Source organism: Stenotrophomonas sp. 59 (assembly GCF_030291095.1).
Taxonomy (GTDB): Bacteria; Pseudomonadota; Gammaproteobacteria; order Xanthomonadales; family Xanthomonadaceae; genus Stenotrophomonas; species Stenotrophomonas maltophilia_Q.
On record NZ_CP127408.1, the window covers coordinates 1,076,590 to 1,098,338 of the forward strand.

Sequence of the window (21,749 nt, forward strand, 5' to 3'; positions counted from 1 at the left end):
ATGATTGCGGAACATCTGGCCGCAATCAACGTCCATCCAGCCTGTTTTTCAGCAATAGCGGCCTGCCCATCATCAATGCCCCTGATGGAAGGAGGCCCGCATGGCCCCGGTTTCGATGCTCCCTGAATCTGATCGCACGCAGCAGCGGTGGGCGCTGCTGGCAGTCTGCCTGGCCGCGCTGGCGCTGCCGCTTTCGTTCTCGGCCGGCGCCGTCGCGGTGCCGGTGCTGGCTCGTTCTGCGGGGGCCTCGCCCACCGCGCTGGCCTGGGTGACCAATGCCTTCATGCTGACCTTCGGCAGCCTGCTGCTTGCTGCCGGTGGCCTGGCCGACCGCTATGGCCGTCGGCGGATGTTCCTGCTGGGCACGGTCGGTTTCACCGCCGCTACGACCGCTGTATGCCTGGCCCCGACGCTGCTGTGGCTGGATCTGGCGCGCGGCCTGCAGGGCATTGCCGCCGCCGCAGCACTGGCCTCGGGCACGGCGGCGCTGGCGCAGGGCTGGCAGGGGCCAGCGCGTGGCCGCGTCTTCGCCCTGCTGGGCACGACGTTCGGTGCGGGGCTGGCGCTTGGGCCGTTGCTTGCGGGCCTGCTGCTGCAGGCACTGGGATGGCGCAGTGTGTTCGCAGCTGGTGGTGTACTGACGTTGGCGGCCTTTGCACTGGGCGCGCGTGTGTTGACTGAGAGCCATGGAGAGCGCGGCCGGTTGGATATCGGCGGCATGCTGGGCTTCAGCCTGATGCTGGCGGCGTTGACGCTGGCCCTGCTGTGGTTGGGCGAATTCGGCGTGCACGCCGTGCGCGTGCACCTGGCATTGCTCGCCACGCTGTTGCTCGGCGCAGCGTTCGTCTGCATCGAACGGATGCACCCATTCCCGTTGCTGGACCTTTCGCTGTTCTCGCAACCGGCGTTCCTGGGCGTCCAGCTGCTACCGGTGGCGACCTGCCTCGGCTACGTGGTGCTGCTGGTGGTGCTGCCGCTTCAACTCCTGGGTGTGCATGGGCAGAGCGCCATGTGGGTTGGCCTGCAGATGCTGGCCCTGTCTGCGCCGATGCTGGTGCTGCCGCTGCTGGCCGCGCGCTGGGCGGAACGGATCGGCAGCGCACGGCTGTGCACGCTTGGCCTGCTGGTGTGCGCGTGCGGCCTGTATCTGCTGTCGCGGCATGCCGCCCATCCATCGCCTTCGCAGTGGATGCCATGGCTGGTGCTGATCGGCGCGGGGACGGCGTTGCCGTGGGGGCTGATGGATGGGTTGTCGGTGAGCGTGGTGCCGGTGCAGCGCGCCGGCATGGCTGCAGGCATCTTCGGCACCGTGCGGGTGGCTGGCGAAGGCATTGCACTGGCGGCCGTGACAGCAGTGCTGTCGCTGCTTGTCAGCGGGCATCTACAGGGAACGTCGCCTGCATTGCTGGCGCGTGCCGGCGCCTATCTGGCAACCGGGGCGCATGCCCAGGCAGCGGCACTGCTGCCGTCGATGAGCAGCGGGCAGCTGCAGCACGCCAGTGCCGAGGCGCTGGCGGTGCTGCTGCGTCTGCTGGCACTGCTGACCACCGCATGCGCGGTGCTGTTGCACCTGCTGCTGCGGCGGCCGGCAATGGCCGTGCTCAGAACCGATAGCTGATGGTGCCGGTGACCACGCGCGGGTAGCCGGCGAAGCAGTCGCCAAACGTACGGCACGGGGCGTAGTAGCGCTTGTCGGTGAGGTTGGTGATGTTCAATGCCATCGTCCAGTCGGTCACCTGCACTTCCACCAGTGCATCGGCCAGCGTGTAGCTGGGCGTGACGATGCGTCCGCCATTGCCCAGCGATACGGTGTTGCCGACGTGGCGCACGCCCAGGCCCAGGCGCAGGCGTGCGGCATCGTCCAGCTGGAAGCCCTTGGACACCCAGGCCGAGGCCAGGTCCTGCGGGGTGTCATTGAGGCGCTGGCCCACTTCCAGCGCGAAGTTGCTGCGGCTGACTTCAGCCTCGTTGCGGGCCACCGCGGCGGTGATGGTGAGGTCGTTGGCGAACTGGAACTGGCCTTCCAGCTCGATGCCCTTGGAGCGGATCTGGCCGGTCTGCACCACGTTCAGCACGTTGTCCGGATCGTTGGTCTGGCGGTTGGTTTCGGTGATGCGGTACGCCGCCATCGTCAGCAGCAGATTGCGCGCCGGTTGCCACTTGATGCCGGCCTCGGCCTGGCGGCCGCGCATCGGCTTGAAGGCCTGGCCGAACAGGTCCTGGCCGGCCACCGGCAGGAACGATTCGCTGTAGCTCAGGTAGGGCGACACGCCCGCGCCCAGTTCACCGATCAGGCCGGCGCGGTAGGTCGTCGCGTTGTCGGTCTGGCTGGGCTGGCCTTCGGTCTTCGAGCGCGCATGGTCGCGGCGCGCGCCCAGCACCAGCGATACGCGGTCGGCCCAGCGGATCTGGTCCTGCACGTACACGCCCAGCTGGGTGGAGGTCTGGTCGGGCTGCCGCTCCCAGCCGCGTACCGTGGGTGCTACCGACACCGGGGCGTAGATATCGATGGGCGTGCCGGTGGCATCCAGCCGCTGCAGCTGTTCCTTGTACTGGCTGTAGTCCACGCCGGCCAGCAGCAGATGCTGGAAGGCACCGGTGGCGAAGTCGAACTGCAGCGCGTTGTCGGCGCTGAGGATCTGCAGGTCCGGGCGGGTGCCGTAGGCGGTGCGGTTGACCACGCGGCGCGCAGCGTCGATGAACGGATCGGCCGGATTGCTGTAGCTGTCCACGTACATCTGCTGCAGCGTCGTCCTGCCGTCGATGTAGCGTACGGCCGAGCGCAGGCTGAGCACATCGTTGAAGCGGTGGTCGAACAGTGCGGTCAGGCTGTAGACGCGCGAGTCGATGCGGTTGAAGTCGGGGTCACCGATGAAGGTGGAAGGATCCAGGCGGCGCCCGGGCGGTGCCAGCAGGGTCGCGGCCAGCGGCAGGAACTGCTGGCTGGAGCCGGTCCTGTCGTGCTGGTAACTGGCCAGCAGGGTGAGCGTGCTGCGTTCGCCGCGCCAGCTGACCGAGGGCGCCAGATAGACGCGGTCGTCCTTCAGTACATCGGTCTGCATGTTCGATTCACGCAGCAGCCCGACGAAGCGGCCGGCAAGCGTACCGGCATCGTTCAGCGCGCCGCTGAAGTCCCCCTGCAGCTGCCTGCGGTCGAAACTGCCGAGCTGCACGCCGACCTCGCCAGCGAGGGCGCCGAAGGTCGGGCGCTTGCTCATCGCATTGATGATGCCGCCGGTGGCGCCGGCACCGTACAGCACCGAGGACGGTCCGCGCAGCACTTCCACCCGCTCCAGGCCATAGATTTCCGGGCGGGCGAGGGGGCTGAAACCGTAGCTGCGGCGCAGGCCATCCTGGTACTGCACCGGGTCCAGGCCGCGCACCGAGGTGGCATCGTTGCGGGTATCCAGGCCCCAGGCATCGGCGGTGACGCCGGCGCTGTAGCGCAGCACTTCCTGCAGGTTGTGCGCGCCGCGATCGGTGAACAGCTGCTGGGTGACCACGCTGATCGCCTGTGGCGTCTCGGTCAGGGCGGTATCGGTCTTGGTGGCGGTGCTGGCGCGCTCGGCCACCACGGTCACTTTGTCCAATGTGCGTGCCGCCGGGCCGTCCTGGGCGTGGGCGATGGCGGAGGCCAGCAGGGTGGGCAGGGCGAGCGCGTACAGCATCGGGCGGTGCGGCGACAGGGCGGGCATCGTCAGGAATCCGGGAAGGCGGTGACGGCGGATTATCCGGATGCCCGTCCGCAAATACAAATGATTCCCAAATGCGATTGACTCACCCGGGCCCGGTATCAGGGCAGCCCGTTCGAGGCGCCGCGGATGCTCAGCCAGGCGCCGCCGCCTGGGGCGCTGCCCGCGCGCAGCCGGAAGCCGTGCAGGCCGGCGATGGCGGCCACGATCGACAGTCCCAGCCCGAACCCCGGTCCCTGGCCGGCGCTGCTGCCGCCGCGGAAGAAGCGCTGGTAGATCAGCGTGCGGTCCTGTGGCGGGATGCCGGGTCCATTGTCGATCACATCGATCCTCGGGGCGCCGTGATCGTCGACCGCACGCAGCAGGATGCGGCCGTGTGCAGGGGTGAACTGCAGGGCGTTGGACAGCAGGTTCGCCACCGCTTCGAACAACAGTTCACGGTCGCCGCGCAGCGGGCCGGCCTGTGGATCCACCTGCAGCTCCAGCAACTGCTGCTTCTCTTCGGCCAATGGCAGGTAGAACTGGTGCAGTTCCTGCAGCAGCTCGGCAAGGTCGACCTCGTCGAACGCCGAGCGCCGCTGGTGGCTTTCCAGTTCGGATACCCGCAGCAGCGCGGTGAAACGCGCCATCAGCATGTCCGTTTCAGCCAATGCCTTGTCCAGCGGGTCGGCATGGGGGTCCTGTTCGTCCAGGCCGACGCGCATGCGGTACAGATGTGCCCGCAGGCGGGTGAGCGGGGTGCGCAGATCATGGGCGATGCTGTCGCACACGCCTTTGACCTCGGTCATCAGCTGCTCGATGCGTTCGAGCATGGCATTGACGATGCTCGACAGCCGATCGATCTCGTCGCGACGGTTGGATACCGGCAGGCGCTGACCGAGGTCACCGGCCACGATGCGGTTGGTGGCGGCTTCGATCTGCTGGATCCGCTTCAGCGGGCGCCGGCGCAGCAGATGCCAGCCCACCAGGCCGGGAATGACGGTCAGCGATACGCCCCACAACAGCGCATCGAGGATGATGCTGTTGACGGCAGTGAGCTTGCCGTTCTGGCGGACGAACACCAGCGTCCGCCCATCCCGGGTCGCCATGCCCAGCGCGTTGCCGCCGCTGTCGTGCCTGTCACCGGCCAGCGTCCATCCCTGCACCGGATGCGAGCGGCCATCCAGCGGCAGCCCCTCGGGAATGGCGATCAGCGTGCCGCCCACCGGTGAGCCGCGGCGGTCGAACAACCCGTAGGTGTACACCTGGTGCAGGTCGAAGCGCTGGCTGTCGCGCAATGCCTCATCCAGTGCCTGGCCGTCGAATGCCATGAACAGATGGGCGCGCTGCTGCAGGCCGGATTCGGTCAGGTCATTGAGGTAGTCCGAGATGCGCCAGTACATCACCCCCAGCAGCAGGCTCGACCAGGCGACGAACAGGATGCAGTACAACCCGAGCAGGCGGCTGCTGGACGAGCGCCACTGGTCAGGGTTGCGCATCGAAGACATAGCCGGTTCCACGCACGGTGGTGATGGGTTGCGGGCGGCCGGGCTGCTCGATGCGTCTGCGGACACGGCCAATGTGGACGTCGATCAGGTTGGTGCCGGGGTCGAAGTGATAGCCCCAGACTTCCTGGAACAACATGCTGCGGGTGACCACCTGGCCGGCATTGCGGACCAGGAATTCGAGCAGCTTGAACTCCGTCGGCAGCAGGCTGATCTCCTGCCCGCCACGCCGGGCCGAACGGGTCATCAGATCCAGTTCGAGGTCGCCGGCGCGCAGGACATTGTCGGCAGGGCCGGCCTGGCTCTGGCGACGGATCAATACCTCCACGCGGGCGGCCATCTCATCCGAGGCGAACGGCTTGGTCAGGTAATCATCACCGCCTGCACGCAGGCCACGCACGCGCTCGTCCACGTCCGACAGCGCGCTGATCATCAGTACGGGCGTGACGATACCTTCGCGCCGCAGGGCAGTGACCAGCGCCAGGCCATCGATGCCGGGCAGCATGCGGTCCAGGGTGATCACCGCGTAGTCGCCCCCCCGCGCCAATGCCAGGCCGGCAGTGCCATCAACGGCAACGTCGACCTCGAAGCCATGGCTGCGCAGTTCGGTTGCGATTTCCTCCGCAGTGACAAGGTCGTCCTCGATGATGAGTACGCGCGGCATGGGCCATTGTGCAGGTTGGATGGCTGCCATCCTCGCAACCGCACGCGGTGACTGCAAATGAAAAATGTTTCATGCGCGATTCGCCGGAATCCGCGCACGGGTCTTCTATATTCGGCGCCGAGCGTCTCCCCCCGGCGCACGGAATCCCGGCCACCGATGAACCTCCTGCACACCCTGTCGCCACGCCACGCCCGGCCACTGAGGATGCGCCGGCCGGCGCTGCTTGCATTCGTTCTGCTCAGCCTGCTGTCGGCCTGCGGCAAGGATGCGCCCAAGCCGGCCGGCAGGCTTCACGAGGTGGAAGTGCTGACCCTGCAGGAGAAACCGTTGGCGATGGAACAGGAGCTGCCTGGGCGGACCATCGCATCGCAGGAGTCGGATGTGCGCCCGCAGGTGGATGGCGTGCTGGTGAAACGCCTGTTCGAAGAGGGCGAATCCGTGCATGCCGGGCAGCCCTTGTTCCAGATCGAGCCGGCCCTGTACCAGGCGGCAGTGAACCAGGCGCAAGCCAACCTGAAGACCGCCGAAGCAGCGGCAGTGACCGCACGCCTGCGCGCGCAGCGGATGCAGGCGCTGGGCGGCGAGCAGCTGGCCGCGCGCCAGGACGTGGATGACGCCATCGCCAGCGGGCAGCAGGCCGCAGCCGCGGTACAGGCGGCACAGGCGAGCCTGGATACCGCGCGCACGCGGCTTGGTTTCGCCACGGTGACCGCGCCGATCGCCGGTCGCATCGGCCGCGCGCTGTTCACACCGGGTGCGCTGGTCACCTCGGGCCAGGCCAACCCGCTGGCGCGGATCCAGCAGGTCGACCCGATGAACGTGGACATCACCCAGTCCAGCAACGAGTACCTGGCCCTGCGCCGCGCGATCGCCGATGGAGGCGTACAGGCCACGACCGCTGCGGTGCGGCTGCGGCTGTCCGATGGCAGTGAATATCCGTTGCCCGGCACCCTGGAATTTGCCGATATCGATGTGCAGCAGGAAACCGGCAGCATCACCCTGCGTGCACGTTTTCCCAATCCCGCCGGGCAGCTGCTGCCGGGAATGTATGTGCGGGCGCAGGTGGGGCAGGGCACGCAGCAGCAGGCCCTGCTGGTGCCGCAGTCTGCGGTGGACCGCAGCCCGAAGGGCGAGGCGCAGGTGTGGGTGGTGGATGAGGGGGGCAAGGCGAAGCTGCGCCTGTTCCGTACCGCGCGGGCGATTGGCGACCAGTGGCTGGTGCTGGATGGCATTGCTGCAGGTGAACGGGTGGTCGTGGCCGGCGCACAGGGGCTCTCCGATGGCATGGCGGTGCAGGTGAAGCCCGCGGCGGCAGTCACGCCGGCAGCCGCCGGGAAGGACTGAGCCCATGCTGCCGCGCTTCTTCATCCACCGCCCGGTATTCGCCTGGGTGCTGGCGATCTGCATCATGGCCTTCGGCGCGATCGCCGTCAGCCAGCTGCCGGTCGAACAGTACCCGGACATCGCACCGCCGCAGGTCAACATCACCGCCAACTACACCGGTGCCTCGGCGCAGACGGTGGAAGACAGCGTCACCCAGGTGATCGAGCAGCAGATCAAGGGCATCGATCACCTGCTGTACTTCTCCTCCACCAGTTCGTCATCGGGGCAGGCGCGGATCACGGTCACGTTCGACCAGAGCGCCAATCCGGATATCGCCCAGGTCCAGGTGCAGAACAGCGTCAACCAGGCCATCAACCGGCTGCCGCAGGAAGTGCAGCAGCAGGGCGTGACCGTGGCGAAGTCGCAGGGCGACTCGCTGATGGTGGTATCGCTGTATGACACCAGCCGGCGCATGGAACGGGTGGACGTTTCCGACTTCCTGGTCAGCAACGTGCAGGATCCGATCAGCCGCATTCCGGGTGTGGGCGAGATCAATGTGTTCGGCTCGGCGTACGCGATGCGCGTGTGGCTGGACCCGCACAAGCTGCGCGCCTACGACCTGATGCCGGCCGACGTGCGCACGGCCATCCAGGCCCAGAACACCCAGGTTACCGCCGGTGAGCTGGGGGCGTTGCCATCCAGCGCAACGCAGAGCCTGAATGCCACCGTCACTGCCCAGTCGCGCCTGCAGACGCCCGAACAGTTCCGCGCGATCATCCTGCGCACGCTTCCCAGCGGCGCTGCAGTGCACCTTGGCGACGTGGCACGGGTGGAGATCGGTGCCGAGAACTACCAGACCAGCAGCTATCTCAATGGCTATCCGGCGGCGGGTTTCTCGGTCACGCTGGCCTCCGGGGCCAACGCGCTGGCCACCGCGGACGCGGTCCGCGAGGAGATCGAACGCCTGCGGCCAACGTTCCCGCCCGGGCTGCAGGTCGCCTATCCCCGCGACAGCACACCGTTCGTGCGGGTCTCGATCGAGGGTGTCATCCATACCCTCATCGAAGCCATCGTGCTGGTGGTCGTGGTGATGTTCCTGTTCCTGCAGAACCTGCGTGCCACGTTGATCCCCGCGATCACGGTGCCGGTGGTGCTGCTGGGCACGTTCGGGGTGCTGGCGGTCGCCGGATTCACCATCAACACGCTCACCTTGTTTGCGATGGTGCTGGCGATCGGCCTGCTGGTCGACGACGCGATCGTGGTGGTGGAGAACGTGGAACGCATCATCCACGACGAGCACCTGCCGCCACGCGAGGCCACCGAAAAATCGATGGGCGAGATCACCGGCGCGCTGATCGGCATCACCGTGGTGCTGGGCGCGGTGTTCCTGCCGATGGCCCTGTTCGGTGGTTCCACCGGCATCATCTACCGCCAGTTCTCGATCACCATTGCATCTGCGATGGCGCTGTCGGCGCTGGTCGCGCTGACGCTGACCCCGGCGCTGTGCGCGACCCTGCTCAAGCCATCTTCGGCGCAGAAACCGCAGGGCCGCTTCTTCAGGGCGTTCAACCGCGGTGTCGAGCGCAGCCAGTTGGCCTACCAGGGAAAGCTCGGTGGCGTGGTCGCCCGGCCGCGGCGCTGGATGGCGTTCTACCTGCTGCTGGTGGTCGCCATGATTGCGCTGTACGCGCGCATGCCCACCGGCTTCCTGCCGGTGGAAGACCAGGGCCAGGTGACCTTCCAGTTCTCCACGCCGGAGGGCACGCCGATGGCGCGTACCGAAGCGCTGGGCGAGCAGATCAGCCGCTACTTCATGGAGCACGAGAAGCAGAACCTGGACGTGGTGTTCGTGGTGGTCGGCCGCAACAATGCCGGCACCGGCCAGAACGCCGGACAGGGCTTCCTCGCACTGAAACCCTGGGATGAGCGTACCGGCGACAACACCGCTGCGGCGATCATCACGCGTGCCAATGCCTACTTCCGCGGGTTGCCCGATGCCAGGGTCAATGTGCTGGCGCCGCCGGCGGTGCGTGGACTGGGCCAGTCCAGTGGCTTCGAACTGTGGATGCAGGACACCAGCGCCGCCGGGCGCGTGGCCCTGCAGGCGGCGCAGGAACAGGTGGTGCGTGCGGCCGGCGAAGACGATGGGCTCACCTCGGTGCGCCTGAACGGCCTGGGCGACAAGGCCGAGCTGCGGCTGGACATCGACCATGCGCAGGCCAGTGCGCTGGGGCTGTCCCAGGCTGACATCAATTCCACCCTGTCCGCGGCCTGGGGCGGCAGTTACATCAACGATTTCCTCGATCGTGGCCGGGTCAAGCGTGTGTACATGCAGGGCGACCAGCCCTACCGCAGCGTGCCCGACGACATCGGCCAGTGGTACGTGCGCGGTGGCAACGGCCAGATGGCGTCGTTCGCCAGCTTCGCCAGCAGCCACTGGGCGCGCGGGCCGCAGCTGCAGCAGCGCTTCAACGGTCTGCCGGCGATGCAGATCCAGGGCAGTGCCGCCGAAGGACGCAGCTCGGGCGAGGCGATGCAGCGCATGCAGGCGCTGGTTGCGGACCAGCCGGGATTCGACCTGCAGTGGAGCGGCCTCTCCTACCAGGAGCGGCTGGCCAGCAACCAGACGCTGTGGCTGTACCTGGCCTCGATTGCCTTCATCTTCCTGTGCCTGGCTGCGCTCTATGAAAGCTGGACGGTGCCGGTGGCCGTGGTACTGGTGATTCCACTGGGGGTCATCGGCACGGTGCTGGCGACCACCGCGGCGGGCTTCGTCAACGACATCTACTTCCAGGTCGGCCTGCTCACGACCATCGGCCTGTCGGCGAAGAATGCGATCCTGATCGTGGAGTTCGCCGAGGCCCGCTATCGCGCGGGCAGTTCAGCGGTGGAGGCTGCGCTGCAGGGCGCACGCCTGCGCCTGCGGCCGATCGTGATGACGTCGCTGGCCTTCGTGGCCGGCGTGATTCCGTTGGCGCTGGCGACCGGCGCGGGTGCAGTCAGTCGACGTGAAATCGGCATGAGCGTGATCGGCGGCATGCTGTCCGGCACGCTGCTGGCGGTGGTGCTGGTGCCGCTGTTCTTCGTGCTGGTCCGCAGCCTTGGCCGATCCCGGCCGCAGGACTGAGGGGGCCACCTGTCATCCGACTGCCGCAGCACCATCACCCGTTCTTTGCCGATGCAGGGCTAGCGTTGGTCGTCCCCGTCCCCCACGGAGACCCGCCATGTGGCTGCTCGACCATCTCTGGCCTGGCCGCAGACCCTCACCTCCCCCGGTCGCGGCCGAGCCGCAGGCCGTGCCCCGTCGCCCCTGGCTGAAACGCCCGGTGCGGGCCGGGCGCAGCGGCATGGCGCCCTGGCAGAAGGTCACCGCACCGCCGCGGCGCACACGCCACTAGGCGGTGCGGTCGGCGGGGTGGTTGACCCCGTCGTTGACCGGAATCATGCCCAGTGCGAACGGGTCGATGCCCTCCAGGCAGGCCACGTTGTAGCCGTACTGGTCCGGGTTGGAGCGACGCCGGTGGTGGGTGTAGATGCCGCACACGCCGCAGAAGTAGTGCTCGGCCACATGCGTGTTGAACTGGTACAGCCGCAGGTGGTCCTGCCCGCGCACCACCTGCAGGCCTGCGCGGGTGACGCTGGCGGCGATGGCGCCACGTCGGCAGCACATCGAGCAGTCACAGCGGCGCGGGTCGACGATGCCATCAGGCAGGTCCAGCAGCAGTTCGACCGTACCGCAGTGGCAGGTGGCGCGGTGCCGGGGTTGGACCGGAACGCCGGCCACGGACGTGATACCCATCGTTTCTCCTGTGTGGTGGAAGGCGGCCGCAGGGGCCGCTGCCGACCCTGCGCCGGCCTGCCTGAACGGGCCGTAGATGCCACGCTGATCCGGCTTGTGGCTAACTATGCGGCTTCAAGACCGCGACAGGATGCCAGTGAACGCCGCAGGACGTTGGATGACAGGAAGTGCCATGGCGCTGGCGGCGCTGTGGGTGACCGGGCTGCTGGCGTACCAGTTGCCGGGGCCGGGCTGGTTGGCCACCGGCGTGGCCGTGCTGTGGCTGCTGGTTGCCCTGTGGGCGTCGTGGCGGATCGCGCGTGGCCGTGGGTCACGCAGGTTGGGCCTGATGTTCGGCGCATCGCTGGCGCTGGCCGTGCTGTGGTGGCTGCTGCTGACCCCGCGCCAGGACCGCGTATGGGCCGACGACGTCGCGCAGCGGCTGCACGTGGTGTCCTTCGATGGCCGCCACGTGGTGTTCGACAACGTGCGTGATTTCACCTGGCGCACCGAGACCGACTACGACGCACACTGGGTGCGCCGCGGGTACGACCTCGACCAGCTGCGCTCGGCCGACCTGGTGCTGTCGTACTGGATGGGCCCGGCCATCGCCCACACCCTGATCTCGTTCGGCTTCGAGGATGGCCGCCACGTGGTGTTCTCTCTGGAGATCCGCAAGGAACGCGGTGAATCGTTCTCGGCGCTGGGCGGCTTCTTCCGCAAGTTCGAGATGACCCTGGTGGCGTCGGAGGAGACCGACATCATCCGCACCCGCACCAATGCGCGTGGTGAGGATGTCTACCTGTACCGGCTGCATGGCATGGACCGCACGCAGCTGAAGGAACTGTTCGCGGCCTACATCGAACAGGCGCGCGACCTGGATGCGAAGCCGGGCTTCTACAATACGCTGACCAGCAACTGCACCACGATCGTCTTCGACCTGGCCCGCCACATCGCACCGCGCCTGCCGCTGGATTACCGCCTGCTGCTGTCCGGTTACCTGGCCGAGTACGCGCAGGAGGTCGGCGCGCTCACTCCTCGCGTGCCGTACGCCGAGCTGCACGACAAGGGCCGCATCACCCAGCGCGCGCTGGACCTGGGCGATGGCCCGCACTTCTCCACCGTGATCCGCCAGGGCGTGCCCGGCACCGAGCAGGACCCGCAGTAATGACCCGATTCTTCCCATCCCGCTGGCAGCGCCTGCTGCCGGTGTTGTTCGCTGCCTTCCTGCTGCTGGGCAGCAGCGGTTGCGCGATGGTCACCGTCAAGCAGGTCAAGTCCAGCGATTCGCTGGTCAACAAGCGTGCCGACGTGCTCAACACCGGCAAGCTCAGCCCGGCCGCGCGCGAGACGCTCAGCGCGGCAGGCCTGGATGAGTCGCAGTGCGAGAAGGACTTCCTGGTCTGTCGCAGCACCCTGCTGATGACCGACGATCTCAATGTCGAGCAGCGGTTGTCGGCGCTGTCCGAACTGTGGGTGAAGGCGGCGCTGGCGCTGACCCCGAAGAAGACCGCTGCCGGTGATCCGCCGATGAGCGATGCGGCGCTGGATGCCTGGCTGGAAGCGGCGCGCTATGCCTACGCCTACCTGTTCTACAGCGGCCGGTCTCCGTCTGATCGTGCTTTCGAGGACCGGCAGACGCAGGTACGCGACTACTACAACTACGCGGCCGAGAAGGCGGCAGTGGTGCTGTTCGTGCGCGCGCGTGCCTCTGCATTGGCCGGCGAGGACTATACGAAGCCGATTTCGGTCGGCAGCTGGTCGCTGGCCTCCAACTACCAGCAGCTGAACCTGAAGAGCATTCCCGCGCAGCTGGTGCCGGCTGGCACGGTCAGCTTCGTCGGCCTGCGCAGCACCTATCGCCGCGATGGCTTCGGTGCCGAGCTGGTGATGGTGATGGACCCGCCGAAGCTGGTCGCGCCGGTGATCGCACCCGATGGCCCCAAGGCCGAGGCGCCGCAGGAGGATGAGGACGACGCACGCCGTGGCCGCCGCCATCGCCATGACGACTCGGTGCCTGAGTTCAGCGAGATGTCCTCGATCAACGTCACTGCGCTGCTGCGCTTCGAGGGCAGCAGCCTGGAAGACGTGATGCGCACGCGCCGGGTCGAGCTGGACGCCTATTCGCCGGAAGCCACCGAGCGCATCACCCTGCACGGCGAACAGGTGCCGCTGGCCGGCAACTTCACGGCGGCCTACGGCCTGTGGCTGGCGCAGAGCGGTTTCGCCCGGCAATCTCTGCGCACGCTGTTCGGCATGAGCGAGGGCATCGGCGAACCGCACATCTACCTGATGCAGCCGTGGGACCCGAACCGCCGCATCATCTTCATGCTGCATGGCCTGGCCAGCAGCCCGGAAGCCTGGGTGAACCTGGCCAACGAGATCATGGGCGACCCCGAGCTGCGCCAGCAGTTCCAGGTCTGGCAGGTCTATTACCCGACCAATGCACCGATCGCTCTGAACCGCTACGAGATCGCCAACGCGTTCAACGATACGCTCAAGCACTTCGATCCCAATGGCAGTACGCGTGCATCGAAGGACATGGTCTACATCGGGCACAGCATGGGCGGCGTGCTGGCGCGCCTGCTGGTCAGCGACTCGGGCGACGTGCTGTGGAATGACCTGCTGGCCAACTACGACCTGAAGGGCGAACGCCTGAAGCGGGTGCAGAACAAGCTGGGTCCGCTGCTGCATTTCAAGGCGCAACCGAACGTGGAGCGCGCGATCTTCATCGCCGCGCCACACCAGGGCACCGACATCGCCGGCAACAAGGTCGGTCGCCTGATCGGTCGCCTGGTGCGCCTGCCGCTGACCATCCTCGGCAAGTTCGAGGACGTGTTCCTGGCGCTGGCGCAGGCCGAACAGCAGGTCGATGGCACCGCCAAGCCGAAGATCCCCAACAGCATCGACAACCTCAAGGCCAGCGATCCGTTCGTGAAGGCCGCCGCGCAGTTGCCGATCGAGGCCGGCCTGAAGTACCACTCGATCATCGCCCAGCGCAAGCCGGAACTGCCGGTGGAGAAATCCGATGACGGGCTGGTGCCGTACTGGAGCGCGCACCTGCCGGGCGCGCTGTCGGAGAAGGTGATCATCTCCGGCCACAGCGTGCAGGAGACCCCGCAGGCGGTGCTGGAAGTGCGGCGCATCCTGCATCGGGACATCGATGATGTGGGAGCCGACAGGACACCCTGACCGCTGCCTTCGCCGGGCGTGGCCCGGCGGATTCCGCCCGGTGGCGTTACACCCGTCGCGCGATCACCGTGGCCAACACCGCAAGGCCGAAGGTGATGGCCAGGCACAGCAGGTAGCCGGTGTGCGGGGCGCTTTCCACGAACATTGCGAACAATGCACCGGAGACCGCCAGCGCGGTGGTCACCGACAGGGCCTCGCTCAGCTGCAGTGCCGAGGTGTTGGCACCCTGCTCCTGCGGCGCCGACAACGACAGCGTCAGCACCGACAGGCTTGCGTAGATCATGCCCATGCCGAAGCCGGTCACGGCCCAGCCGAGCAGCGACACCGGCAGTGGCACCACGTTGAACAGCACTGCCAGCGTGGCGGCGATGCCGACCGTCATCATCGTCGTGCCGGCGCGCAGCAGCTGCTGGCGTGACCAGCCACGCTGCTGGTGGCCCTGCAGCCACGAGCCGGCGAACCAGCCCAGCGCACCGAGACTGAGTACGGCACCGGCCCAGCTGGGTGAAAGGCCACGTTCGCGCTGCAGCAGCAGCGGCAGGTAGGCCTCGCAGGCGAAGAAGGCGGCAGCCGCGATGCCACGCAGCGCGATCACGCTGGGCAGGCCACGGCGCAGGATCAGTGTTCCGGACGGAAGCAGTCGATGTACGCAGAACAGCAGCGCCAGCAGCGCCACGCCGATGCAGAGCAGGGCAGGCAAGCCCTGTTGCTGACCGCCGAAGTACAGCAGCAACGCGGCCAGCGAGGCACCACTGGCCCAGCGCACCACCTTGCCGCGTCCATCGTCGGCGGTGCTGGCGGGACTGGACTGCATGCGTGCCAGCGCGGGGCGCAGCAGCAGGGCCGCCGGAACCGCCAGCAATGGCACCGCCAGGAACACCCAGCGCCAGCCCAGGTGCTGCACGATCAGGCCGCTCAACGCCGGGCCGACCATCGATGGCACCACCCAACCGGCCGAGAAGGCGGCGAATACCTTCGGCCGCAGGTGCTCCGGGTAGCTGCGGCCGACCATCACGTACAGCGAGACCGAGATCGCGCCCGCACCCAGGCCCTGCAGCAGGCGTCCTGCCACCAGCATGCCCATGCGCATGGCAAAGCCGGCCAGCAGCAGGCCCAGCACGAAGCAGGCCAACCCGTACCAGAGCGGTCGTGCCGGCCCGTGGCGGTCGGCCCAGCGCCCGGCCAGGGTCATGCCGATCACGCTGGTGGCCAGGGTACCGCCGAAGGCCAGTGCGTACAGGCGCAGGCCGTCCAGTGCCACGGCCACGGTCGGCATGGCGGCCGCCACCGCCAAGGCCTCGAAGGCGTGCAGCGCGACCAGCGCGACCATGCCGATGGTGGTGGCGCGGTAGCGCGCGGACAGGATCGAAGTGTCGGCCGTTGAACTGGCGTTGGCGGGGGAGAGCGTGGGGGTCATACGGGTCAGATGCGGGCCGCGCTTGTCAACAGGCGGCGAAGATAGCAGCATGACACCTCAACTGCAGTTGAGGTCAAGCAATGGTGTCCCAGGAACTGAGCGTTGGCGAAGTCTCCCAGCGCAGTGGCGTGGCGGTTTCGGCGCTGCACTTCTACGAGCGCAAGGGGCTGATCAGCAGCCTGCGCACTTCGGGCAACCAGCGCCGCTACAGCCGCGACGTGCTGCGCCGGCTGGCGGTGATCCGCGTAGCGCAGCGCGTGGGCATGCCATTGGAAGCGGTCGGCCGAGCCTTCGAGAGCCTGCCCGACGGCCGCGCACCGACCAAGGCGGATTGGGCCAAGTTGTCCGCGCGCTGGCGCACCGAGCTGGAGGAGCGCATCCACATGCTGCAGCTGCTGCGCGATGAGCTGACCGGCTGTATCGGCTGCGGCTGCCTGTCGCTGCAGCGCTGCCGCCTGGCCAATCCCGAAGACATCCTGGGCGAACGCGGCGACGGCCCGATGCGCTGGGAGTGACCGGGAAAAAGGGGACGCGCTTCCGGTAGCGCCGGGCCATGCCCGGCGGACGAAAACGACTTAATCCCCTCCGTCCCCTTTTTCTTACCAGACCGTGATCGTCTCGCCGCTCTGGATGCCTTCCACCGCGCGCTGGTAGCCCAGCGCCGCGCGCTGCGCGCTCACGGCTTCGAAGCCCGGGAAGTAGGGGCCGTAGGCCGCCATCGATTCGATCAGCACGTTCGGGCTGACTACATTGATGCGCAGGCCACGGGGCAACAGCTCCAGCGCCGCCGCACGCACGAAGCCTTCCAGTGCGGTGTTCACTGCGGTGGCGTTGACGCCGTCGCGGATCGGCTGCGCGCTGATGATGCCGCTGGTCAGGGTGATCGAACCGCCTGCATTGAGGTGATGCTGCGCGGCCAGCGCCAACCGCACCTGCCCCAGCAGCTTGTCCTGCAGGCCGAGGTTGAACTGTGCCGGCGTCATCGCCTGCAGCGGACCGAAGTGCACCGAGCCGGTGGTGGAAATCACTGCATCGACCGGGCCGGTGCGTGCGAACAGCTCGGCAACGCTGGCGTCGTCGGTCAGGTCCACGCGCAGCTCACCGCTGCGGCGGCCGGCGGCCAGGATCTCGTGCTGCTGACCGAGCTGGCGAGCAACTGCCTGGCCAAGGGTGCCGCTGGCACCGACGAGGAGGATCTTCATGGTCGTTCCTTGCGAGGAGATGGTCGCAGTCTGCGCCCTTACAAAGGGGTTGGGTAAGGGGCGTATGATTCGCTGATTCCTAACTCTGGATTAGTAATGGATACGTTGCGCTGCATGCAGGCCTTCGTCGCCGTGGCCGAGCGCGGGAGCTTTGCAGGGGCTGCCGAACAGCTGCAGGTGTCGGCGGTGATGGTCGGCAAGTACATCCAGCAGCTGGAGGCGCATCTGGGCACGGCCTTGCTGCAGCGGAACACCCGCCGCCAACGCCTGACCGAAGCTGGCGAGGCCTACCTGGCCGGTTGCCGGCAGGTGCTGGAGCAGGTGCAGCAGGCCGAGGCGGATGTGGCCGGCCTGCAGATACAGCCGCGTGGCCTGCTACGGGTCAGCGCGCCAACCACCTGGGGTTCCTGCGTGCTGGCTCCGCAGCTGGCCACGCTGTTGCGCGCGCAGCCGCAGTTGAACATCGAGCTGGACCTGAGCAACCGCCGCGTGGACCTGATCGAGGAGGGTTTCGACGTGGCGATCCGGGTGGGTCCGCTGCCGTCGCAGGAAGTGGTGGCGCGGCCGCTGCCGCCGTACGCGATGAGCCTGTGCGCGGCGCCCGCGTACCTGCGCCGGCGCGGCACGCCGCGCACACCCGCCGATCTGGAAGGGCATGACTGCCTGAGTCATCTGGCCTGGCGAGGTGGTCACGGCTGGCAGTTGGCCAACGGTGAACAGGTGGACTGGGAAGCGCGCCTGACCTGCAATGATGGTTTCGCGTTGCGCGAAGCTGCGGTGGCCGGAGCAGGGTTGGTGCTGCAACCGACCGCGTTGCTGGCGGGCGAGATCGCGGCCGGGCGCCTGAAGCCGCTGCTGCGCGACTACCTGCCCGAACCGCGGCCGATGCACCTGATCTACCTGCCTGATCGACGGCCGCGCCCGCGGTTGCAGTGCTTCGTCGATTTCGTCATGACCACTTTGGGGCGGTAGATGGGGTCAGATCCCTTTGCCTCCGCAAAGGGATCTGACCCCTGGGGATCAATCGTTCGCCGCAGACAATTCCTGTCCACGCACCTGCGCGGCGCGCAGCGCGGTGTCCACCAGCGCCTCGAAACCACCGGCCTGGAAGCTCTCGATCGCGGCCTGGGTGGTTCCGTTCGGTGAGGTCACGCGGCGGCGCAGTTCTGCCGGACTTTCACCGGCCTCATCCAGCATGCGCGAGGCACCCAGCAGAGTCTGCACCACCAGCGTGCGCGCGGCGTCGGGCGGCAGGCCCTGGGCGATACCTGCAGTTTCCATCGCTTCGGCCAGCAGGAACACGTAGGCCGGTCCGCTGCCGGAGACGGCGGTGACCGAATCCATCAGTGCTTCGCTGTCGATCCACACGGTGCGGCCTGCGCTGGCCAACACCTTCTCGGCCTGTGCGTGCTGCTGCGCATCCACCGAAGGCGTTGCGAACAGGCCGGTCACACCGGCGCCGAGCAGGGCAGGGGTGTTGGGCATCGCGCGCACCACCGGCAGGTTGCCGCCCAGCCAGCGTTCCAGTTGCGTGCTGGTGATGCCCGCGGCAATCGATACCACCAGCGGCTGGTTCGCCTGTGCCAGCGCCTGCAGCGACTGACAGACCTCGCGCAGTACCTGCGGCTTCACCGCCAGCAGCCAGGTGCTGCCCTGCGCAGCGGCATCAACCGCGTTGTCATGCACCTGCACGCCGAAGTCGGCGGCCAATGCCTGGCGCAGTTCGGCCACCGGTTCGGCGACGTGGATGTGCGCGGCGGGTGTGCCCTGGCGGATCAGGCCGGCGATCAGGCTGCGCGCCATGTTGCCGCCGCCGATGAAGGTGATGGAATCAGCTGCCATGGAAATCTCCTCGGAAAATCAGGCTGGGCGCGGGCGTGCGCCGAACAGTGCGGTACCGATGCGCACCAGGGTGGCCCCCTCGGCGATGGCTTCAGCGTAGTCGCCGCTCATGCCCATCGACAGGGTGTCCACCTGCGGGTGCTGGGCCGCCAGTGACTGGAAAAGTGTGCGCATGCGCACGAACGCATCGCGGCGACGCTCGGCCTCGGGCCACGGCGCGGGAATCGCCATCAGGCCACGCAGGCGCAGGTGGGGTTCGGCGGCAATCGCGCTGGCCAGTGCCTGCACCTGTTCCGGCGCACAGCCGTGCTTGCTTGATTCGTCGTCGATGTTGACCTGGATCAGAACGTTCAGCGGGCCACGCGCGGCCGGACGATGACGCGCCAGCGCGGTCACCAGCTTGGGCCGGTCCACGCTCTGCACCCAGTCGAAATGGCTGGCCACGGCCTCGGCCTTGTTCGACTGCAGGTGGCCGATCAGGTGCCATTCCAGCGCCAGGTGCTGCAGCGCCTGCATCTTGGCCAGCGCTTCCTGCACGTAGTTCTCGCCGAAGGCGTGCTGGCCCTGCGCGGCCAGCGCGGCCACGGCCTCGGCCGGCTGGGTCTTGGACACCGCCAGCAGGCGTGGGTCGGGCCTGCCAGCGGCCTCGGCGGCGGCATGCAGGTTGCTCAGGATCTGGGGCAGGGGAGTGGCCACGTAACGCGTTCCGTTGAATCAGGAGGCTATACTGCCGCCCGGGGAAAGATCCTTCCAGTCGAAGCCGTTATTGGGGAGTAGCCGCTCATGGATATCGCCGAACTGCTGGCGTTTTCCGTAAAGAACAAAGCGTCCGACCTGCACCTGTCCGCAGGCCTGCCGCCGATGATCCGCGTGGACGGCGACGTTCGCCGGATCAACATTCCAGCCCTGGACCACAAGCAGGTCCATGCGCTGGTGTACGACATCATGTCCGACAAGCAGCGCCGCGATTACGAGGAATTCCTCGAAGTGGACTTCTCCTTCGAGATTCCGTCGCTGGCGCGCTTCCGAGTGAACGCCTTCAACCAGAACCGCGGCGCCGGTGCGGTGTTCCGTACCATTCCGTCCGAGGTGCTCACCCTCGAGGACCTGGCCTGCCCGCCGCTGTTCCGCGAGGTGATCCAGCAGCCGCAGGGCCTGATCCTGGTGACCGGGCCGACCGGCTCGGGCAAGTCGACCACGCTGGCGGCGATGATCGACTACATCAACAAGAACGAATACGGCCACATCCTCACCGTCGAGGATCCGATCGAATTCGTGCACACCTCGCAGAAGTGCCTGATCAACCAGCGCGAAGTGCACCGCGACACGCACGGCTTCAATGAAGCGCTGCGTTCTGCGCTGCGTGAGGACCCGGACATCATCCTGGTCGGCGAACTTCGTGACCTGGAAACCATCCGCCTGGCACTGACCGCCGCGGAAACCGGCCACCTGGTGTTCGGCACCCTGCACACCAGCTCGGCGGCGAAGACCATCGACCGCATCATCGACGTGTTCCCCGCCGGCGAAAAGCCGATGGTGCGCTCGATGCTGTCCGAGTCGCTGCGTGCGGTGATCTCTCAGGCGCTGCTGAAGAAGGTCGGCGGCGGCCGTACCGCAGCGTGGGAAATCATGGTCGGCACCCCGGCCATCCGAAACCTGATCCGCGAGGACAAGGTGGCGCAGATGTATTCGGCCATCCAGACCGGCCAGCAGTACGGCATGATGACCCTGGACCAGCACCTGCAGGACCTGGTCAAGCGCAGCCTGATCACCCGCAACCAGGCCCGCGAGTACGCCAAGGACAAGCGCCTGTTCGAGTAAGGCGGGGCAGCGACGGGCGGCGCGCAATGGCGCGGCCGCTCCGTGTTGTTTCCTCCACCGACCGTTACCTGGTAAACCGCTTTCCGGGAGCCCGCCGTGAACACCACCGCGACCACCATTGATTTCACTTCATTCCTCAAGCTGATGGCGCACCAGCGCGCCTCGGACCTGTTCATCACCGCCGGCATGCCGCCGGCGATGAAGGTCAACGGCAAGATCTCGCCAATCACGCAGACCCCGCTGACGCCCCAGCAGAGCCGCGACCTGGTCCTCAACGTGATGACCCCGGCGCAGCGCGAGGAATTCGAGAAGACCCACGAGTGCAACTTCGCCATCGGCCTGTCCGGTGTCGGCCGCTTCCGTGTCAGCTGCTTCTACCAGCGCAACCAGGTCGGCATGGTGCTGCGTCGCATCGAGACGCGCATTCCGACCGTGGAAGAACTGAGCCTGCCGCCGATCATCAAGACGCTGGCAATGACCAAGCGCGGCATCATCCTGTTTGTCGGCGCCACCGGTACCGGTAAATCGACCTCGCTGGCGGCGATGATCGGCTACCGCAACCAGAACTCGACCGGCCACATCATCACCATCGAAGATCCGATCGAGTTCGTGCACAAGCACGAAGGCTGCATCATCACCCAGCGTGAGGTCGGCATCGATACCGACAGCTGGGAAGCCGCGCTGAAGAACACCCTGCGCCAGGCGCCGGACGTGATCATGATTGGTGAGGTGCGTACGCGCGAAGGCATGGACCACGCCATCGCGTTCGCCGAGACCGGTCACCTGGTGCTGTGCACCCTGCATGCCAACAACGCCAACCAGGCGATGGACCGCATCGTCAACTTCTTCCCGGAAGATCGCCGCAACCAGCTGCTGATGGACCTGTCGCTGAACCTCAAGGGCGTGGTCGCGCAGCAGCTGGTGCCGTCGCCCGATGGCCGTTCGCGCAAGGTCGCCATGGAGATCCTGCTCGGCACGCCGCTGGTGCAGGACTACATCCGCGACGGCGAGATCCACAAGCTGAAGGAAGTGATGAAGGACTCGGTCCAGCTGGGCATGAAGACCTTCGACCAGAGCCTGTTCGAACTGTACCAGGCCGGCGAGATCAGCTATGAAGACGCGCTGCGCTACGCCGATTCGCAGAACGAAGTGCGCCTGCGCATCAAGCTCAGCCAGGGCGGCGACGCACGCACCCTGTCGCAGGGGTTGGATGGCGTGGAGATCTCCGAGATCCGGTGATCCGCCGACCTGTAGAGTCGACTGTCAGTCGACTATCGCGCGCAGCGCGGGATTCTCCTGGCTGTTGGTGGAGCAGTCGACTGTCAGTCGACTAT

At 67.2% G+C, this 21,749-nt stretch carries 17 protein-coding genes; 9 read left to right on the plus strand and 8 right to left on the minus strand.

What is annotated here, in order from left to right; genetic code table 11:
- Positions 1-100: 100 nt before the first annotated feature.
- Positions 101-1,618 carry an MFS transporter gene (locus QP552_RS04875; RefSeq protein ID WP_286075164.1) on the plus strand — a complete coding sequence of 506 codons (1,518 nt, stop codon included), beginning with the start codon at positions 101-103 and terminating at the stop codon, positions 1,616-1,618.
- On the opposite strand, the gene QP552_RS04880 is transcribed toward QP552_RS04875, so the two are convergent.
- The 3 genes from QP552_RS04880 to QP552_RS04890 form a co-directional block, all read right to left on the minus strand.
- Positions 1,602-3,695: a TonB-dependent siderophore receptor gene (locus QP552_RS04880; RefSeq protein WP_286075166.1), complete on the minus strand. Its 2,094-nt coding sequence runs from the start codon at positions 3,693-3,695 to the stop codon at positions 1,602-1,604. The two genes, QP552_RS04875 and QP552_RS04880, sit on opposite strands and share 17 nt — an antisense overlap.
- A 98-nt stretch (positions 3,696-3,793) precedes the next feature.
- Positions 3,794-5,170, minus strand: coding sequence for an ATP-binding protein (locus tag QP552_RS04885; RefSeq protein WP_286075906.1), 1,377 nt, complete (start codon positions 5,168-5,170; stop codon positions 3,794-3,796).
- Complete coding sequence (locus tag QP552_RS04890) at positions 5,157-5,840, minus strand: response regulator transcription factor (RefSeq protein WP_286075167.1); 684 nt, start codon at positions 5,838-5,840, stop codon at positions 5,157-5,159. The genes QP552_RS04885 and QP552_RS04890 overlap by 14 nt, the downstream gene beginning before the upstream one ends.
- Positions 5,841-5,996: 156 nt before the next feature.
- Here QP552_RS04890 and QP552_RS04895 point away from each other — a divergent pair, with 156 nt between their 5' ends.
- A complete protein-coding gene (locus QP552_RS04895) occupies positions 5,997-7,184 on the plus strand; it encodes an efflux RND transporter periplasmic adaptor subunit (protein ID WP_286075169.1) in 1,188 nt (395 codons plus the stop codon).
- A gap of 4 nt (positions 7,185-7,188) precedes the next feature.
- Positions 7,189-10,290 (plus strand): efflux RND transporter permease subunit, encoded by a 3,102-nt coding sequence (locus QP552_RS04900; protein WP_286075170.1) that lies wholly within the window; start codon positions 7,189-7,191, stop codon positions 10,288-10,290.
- Between the two features lie 267 nt (positions 10,291-10,557).
- Here QP552_RS04900 and QP552_RS04905 read toward each other — a convergent pair whose 3' ends face one another.
- Positions 10,558-10,962 carry a GFA family protein gene (locus QP552_RS04905; protein WP_286075171.1) on the minus strand — a complete coding sequence of 135 codons (405 nt, stop codon included), beginning with the start codon at positions 10,960-10,962 and terminating at the stop codon, positions 10,558-10,560.
- Between the two features lie 172 nt (positions 10,963-11,134).
- Here QP552_RS04905 and QP552_RS04910 point away from each other — a divergent pair, with 172 nt between their 5' ends.
- Positions 11,135-12,109, plus strand: a complete 975-nt coding sequence (locus tag QP552_RS04910; RefSeq protein ID WP_286075908.1) for a DUF4105 domain-containing protein — start codon at positions 11,135-11,137, stop codon at positions 12,107-12,109.
- Positions 12,109-14,133 (plus strand): alpha/beta hydrolase, encoded by a 2,025-nt coding sequence (locus QP552_RS04915; RefSeq protein WP_286075172.1) that lies wholly within the window; start codon positions 12,109-12,111, stop codon positions 14,131-14,133. Before QP552_RS04910 ends, QP552_RS04915 begins: the two co-directional genes overlap by 1 nt.
- A 46-nt stretch (positions 14,134-14,179) precedes the next feature.
- On the opposite strand, the gene QP552_RS04920 is transcribed toward QP552_RS04915, so the two are convergent.
- Complete coding sequence (locus QP552_RS04920) at positions 14,180-15,601, minus strand: MFS transporter (RefSeq protein WP_286075173.1); 1,422 nt, start codon at positions 15,599-15,601, stop codon at positions 14,180-14,182.
- Between the two features lie 29 nt (positions 15,602-15,630).
- Between QP552_RS04920 and soxR the strand changes: the two genes are divergently transcribed.
- Entirely contained in the window at positions 15,631-16,065 is a 435-nt protein-coding gene (soxR, locus tag QP552_RS04925; protein ID WP_106549861.1) for a redox-sensitive transcriptional activator SoxR, read from the plus strand.
- A gap of 84 nt (positions 16,066-16,149) precedes the next feature.
- Here the strand turns inward: soxR and QP552_RS04930 are convergent, their stop codons facing one another.
- The gene (locus QP552_RS04930; protein ID WP_106549862.1) at positions 16,150-16,752 is read right to left on the minus strand and encodes a short chain dehydrogenase; all 603 of its coding nucleotides are present in this window, start codon (positions 16,750-16,752) and stop codon (positions 16,150-16,152) included.
- 96 nt (positions 16,753-16,848) lie between these two features.
- Here QP552_RS04930 and QP552_RS04935 point away from each other — a divergent pair, with 96 nt between their 5' ends.
- On the plus strand, positions 16,849-17,724 hold the full coding sequence (locus QP552_RS04935; RefSeq protein WP_286075175.1) for a LysR family transcriptional regulator: 876 nt from the start codon (positions 16,849-16,851) through the stop codon (positions 17,722-17,724).
- A gap of 48 nt (positions 17,725-17,772) precedes the next feature.
- On the opposite strand, the gene proC is transcribed toward QP552_RS04935, so the two are convergent.
- Positions 17,773-18,594, minus strand: a complete 822-nt coding sequence (gene proC / locus QP552_RS04940; protein ID WP_111111566.1) for a pyrroline-5-carboxylate reductase — start codon at positions 18,592-18,594, stop codon at positions 17,773-17,775.
- A gap of 18 nt (positions 18,595-18,612) precedes the next feature.
- Positions 18,613-19,290: a YggS family pyridoxal phosphate-dependent enzyme gene (locus QP552_RS04945; RefSeq protein WP_111111567.1), complete on the minus strand. Its 678-nt coding sequence runs from the start codon at positions 19,288-19,290 to the stop codon at positions 18,613-18,615.
- 87 nt (positions 19,291-19,377) lie between these two features.
- On the opposite strand from QP552_RS04945, the gene QP552_RS04950 reads away from it, so the two are divergent.
- Positions 19,378-20,415 (plus strand): type IV pilus twitching motility protein PilT, encoded by a 1,038-nt coding sequence (locus QP552_RS04950; RefSeq protein WP_004147099.1) that lies wholly within the window; start codon positions 19,378-19,380, stop codon positions 20,413-20,415.
- 144 nt (positions 20,416-20,559) lie between these two features.
- A complete protein-coding gene (locus QP552_RS04955) occupies positions 20,560-21,654 on the plus strand; it encodes a PilT/PilU family type 4a pilus ATPase (RefSeq protein WP_043033789.1) in 1,095 nt (364 codons plus the stop codon).
- Positions 21,655-21,749: the final 95 nt, after the last annotated feature.

What these genes read in the sequence shown, in the direction of transcription:
- QP552_RS04880 (WP_286075166.1), bottom strand. Translation starts at nt 3,695, where the DNA reads ATGCCCGCCCTGTCGCCGCACCGCCCGATGCTGTACGCGCTCGCCCTG.
- QP552_RS04905 (WP_286075171.1), bottom strand. Translation starts at nt 10,962, where the DNA reads ATGGGTATCACGTCCGTGGCCGGCGTTCCGGTCCAACCCCGGCACCGC.
- QP552_RS04915 (WP_286075172.1), top strand. Translation starts at nt 12,109, where the DNA reads ATGACCCGATTCTTCCCATCCCGCTGGCAGCGCCTGCTGCCGGTGTTG.
- QP552_RS04920 (WP_286075173.1), bottom strand. Translation starts at nt 15,601, where the DNA reads ATGCTGCTATCTTCGCCGCCTGTTGACAAGCGCGGCCCGCATCTGACC.
- QP552_RS04950 (WP_004147099.1), top strand. Translation starts at nt 19,378, where the DNA reads ATGGATATCGCCGAACTGCTGGCGTTTTCCGTAAAGAACAAAGCGTCC.
- proC (WP_111111566.1), bottom strand. Translation starts at nt 18,594, where the DNA reads ATGGCAGCTGATTCCATCACCTTCATCGGCGGCGGCAACATGGCGCGC.
- soxR (WP_106549861.1), top strand. Translation starts at nt 15,631, where the DNA reads ATGGTGTCCCAGGAACTGAGCGTTGGCGAAGTCTCCCAGCGCAGTGGC.
- QP552_RS04930 (WP_106549862.1), bottom strand. Translation starts at nt 16,752, where the DNA reads ATGAAGATCCTCCTCGTCGGTGCCAGCGGCACCCTTGGCCAGGCAGTT.
- QP552_RS04935 (WP_286075175.1), top strand. Translation starts at nt 16,849, where the DNA reads ATGGATACGTTGCGCTGCATGCAGGCCTTCGTCGCCGTGGCCGAGCGC.
- QP552_RS04890 (WP_286075167.1), bottom strand. Translation starts at nt 5,840, where the DNA reads ATGCCGCGCGTACTCATCATCGAGGACGACCTTGTCACTGCGGAGGAA.
- QP552_RS04895 (WP_286075169.1), top strand. Translation starts at nt 5,997, where the DNA reads ATGAACCTCCTGCACACCCTGTCGCCACGCCACGCCCGGCCACTGAGG.
- QP552_RS04955 (WP_043033789.1), top strand. Translation starts at nt 20,560, where the DNA reads ATGGCGCACCAGCGCGCCTCGGACCTGTTCATCACCGCCGGCATGCCG.
- QP552_RS04910 (WP_286075908.1), top strand. Translation starts at nt 11,135, where the DNA reads ATGGCGCTGGCGGCGCTGTGGGTGACCGGGCTGCTGGCGTACCAGTTG.
- QP552_RS04875 (WP_286075164.1), top strand. Translation starts at nt 101, where the DNA reads ATGGCCCCGGTTTCGATGCTCCCTGAATCTGATCGCACGCAGCAGCGG.
- QP552_RS04900 (WP_286075170.1), top strand. Translation starts at nt 7,189, where the DNA reads ATGCTGCCGCGCTTCTTCATCCACCGCCCGGTATTCGCCTGGGTGCTG.
- QP552_RS04885 (WP_286075906.1), bottom strand. Translation starts at nt 5,170, where the DNA reads ATGCGCAACCCTGACCAGTGGCGCTCGTCCAGCAGCCGCCTGCTCGGG.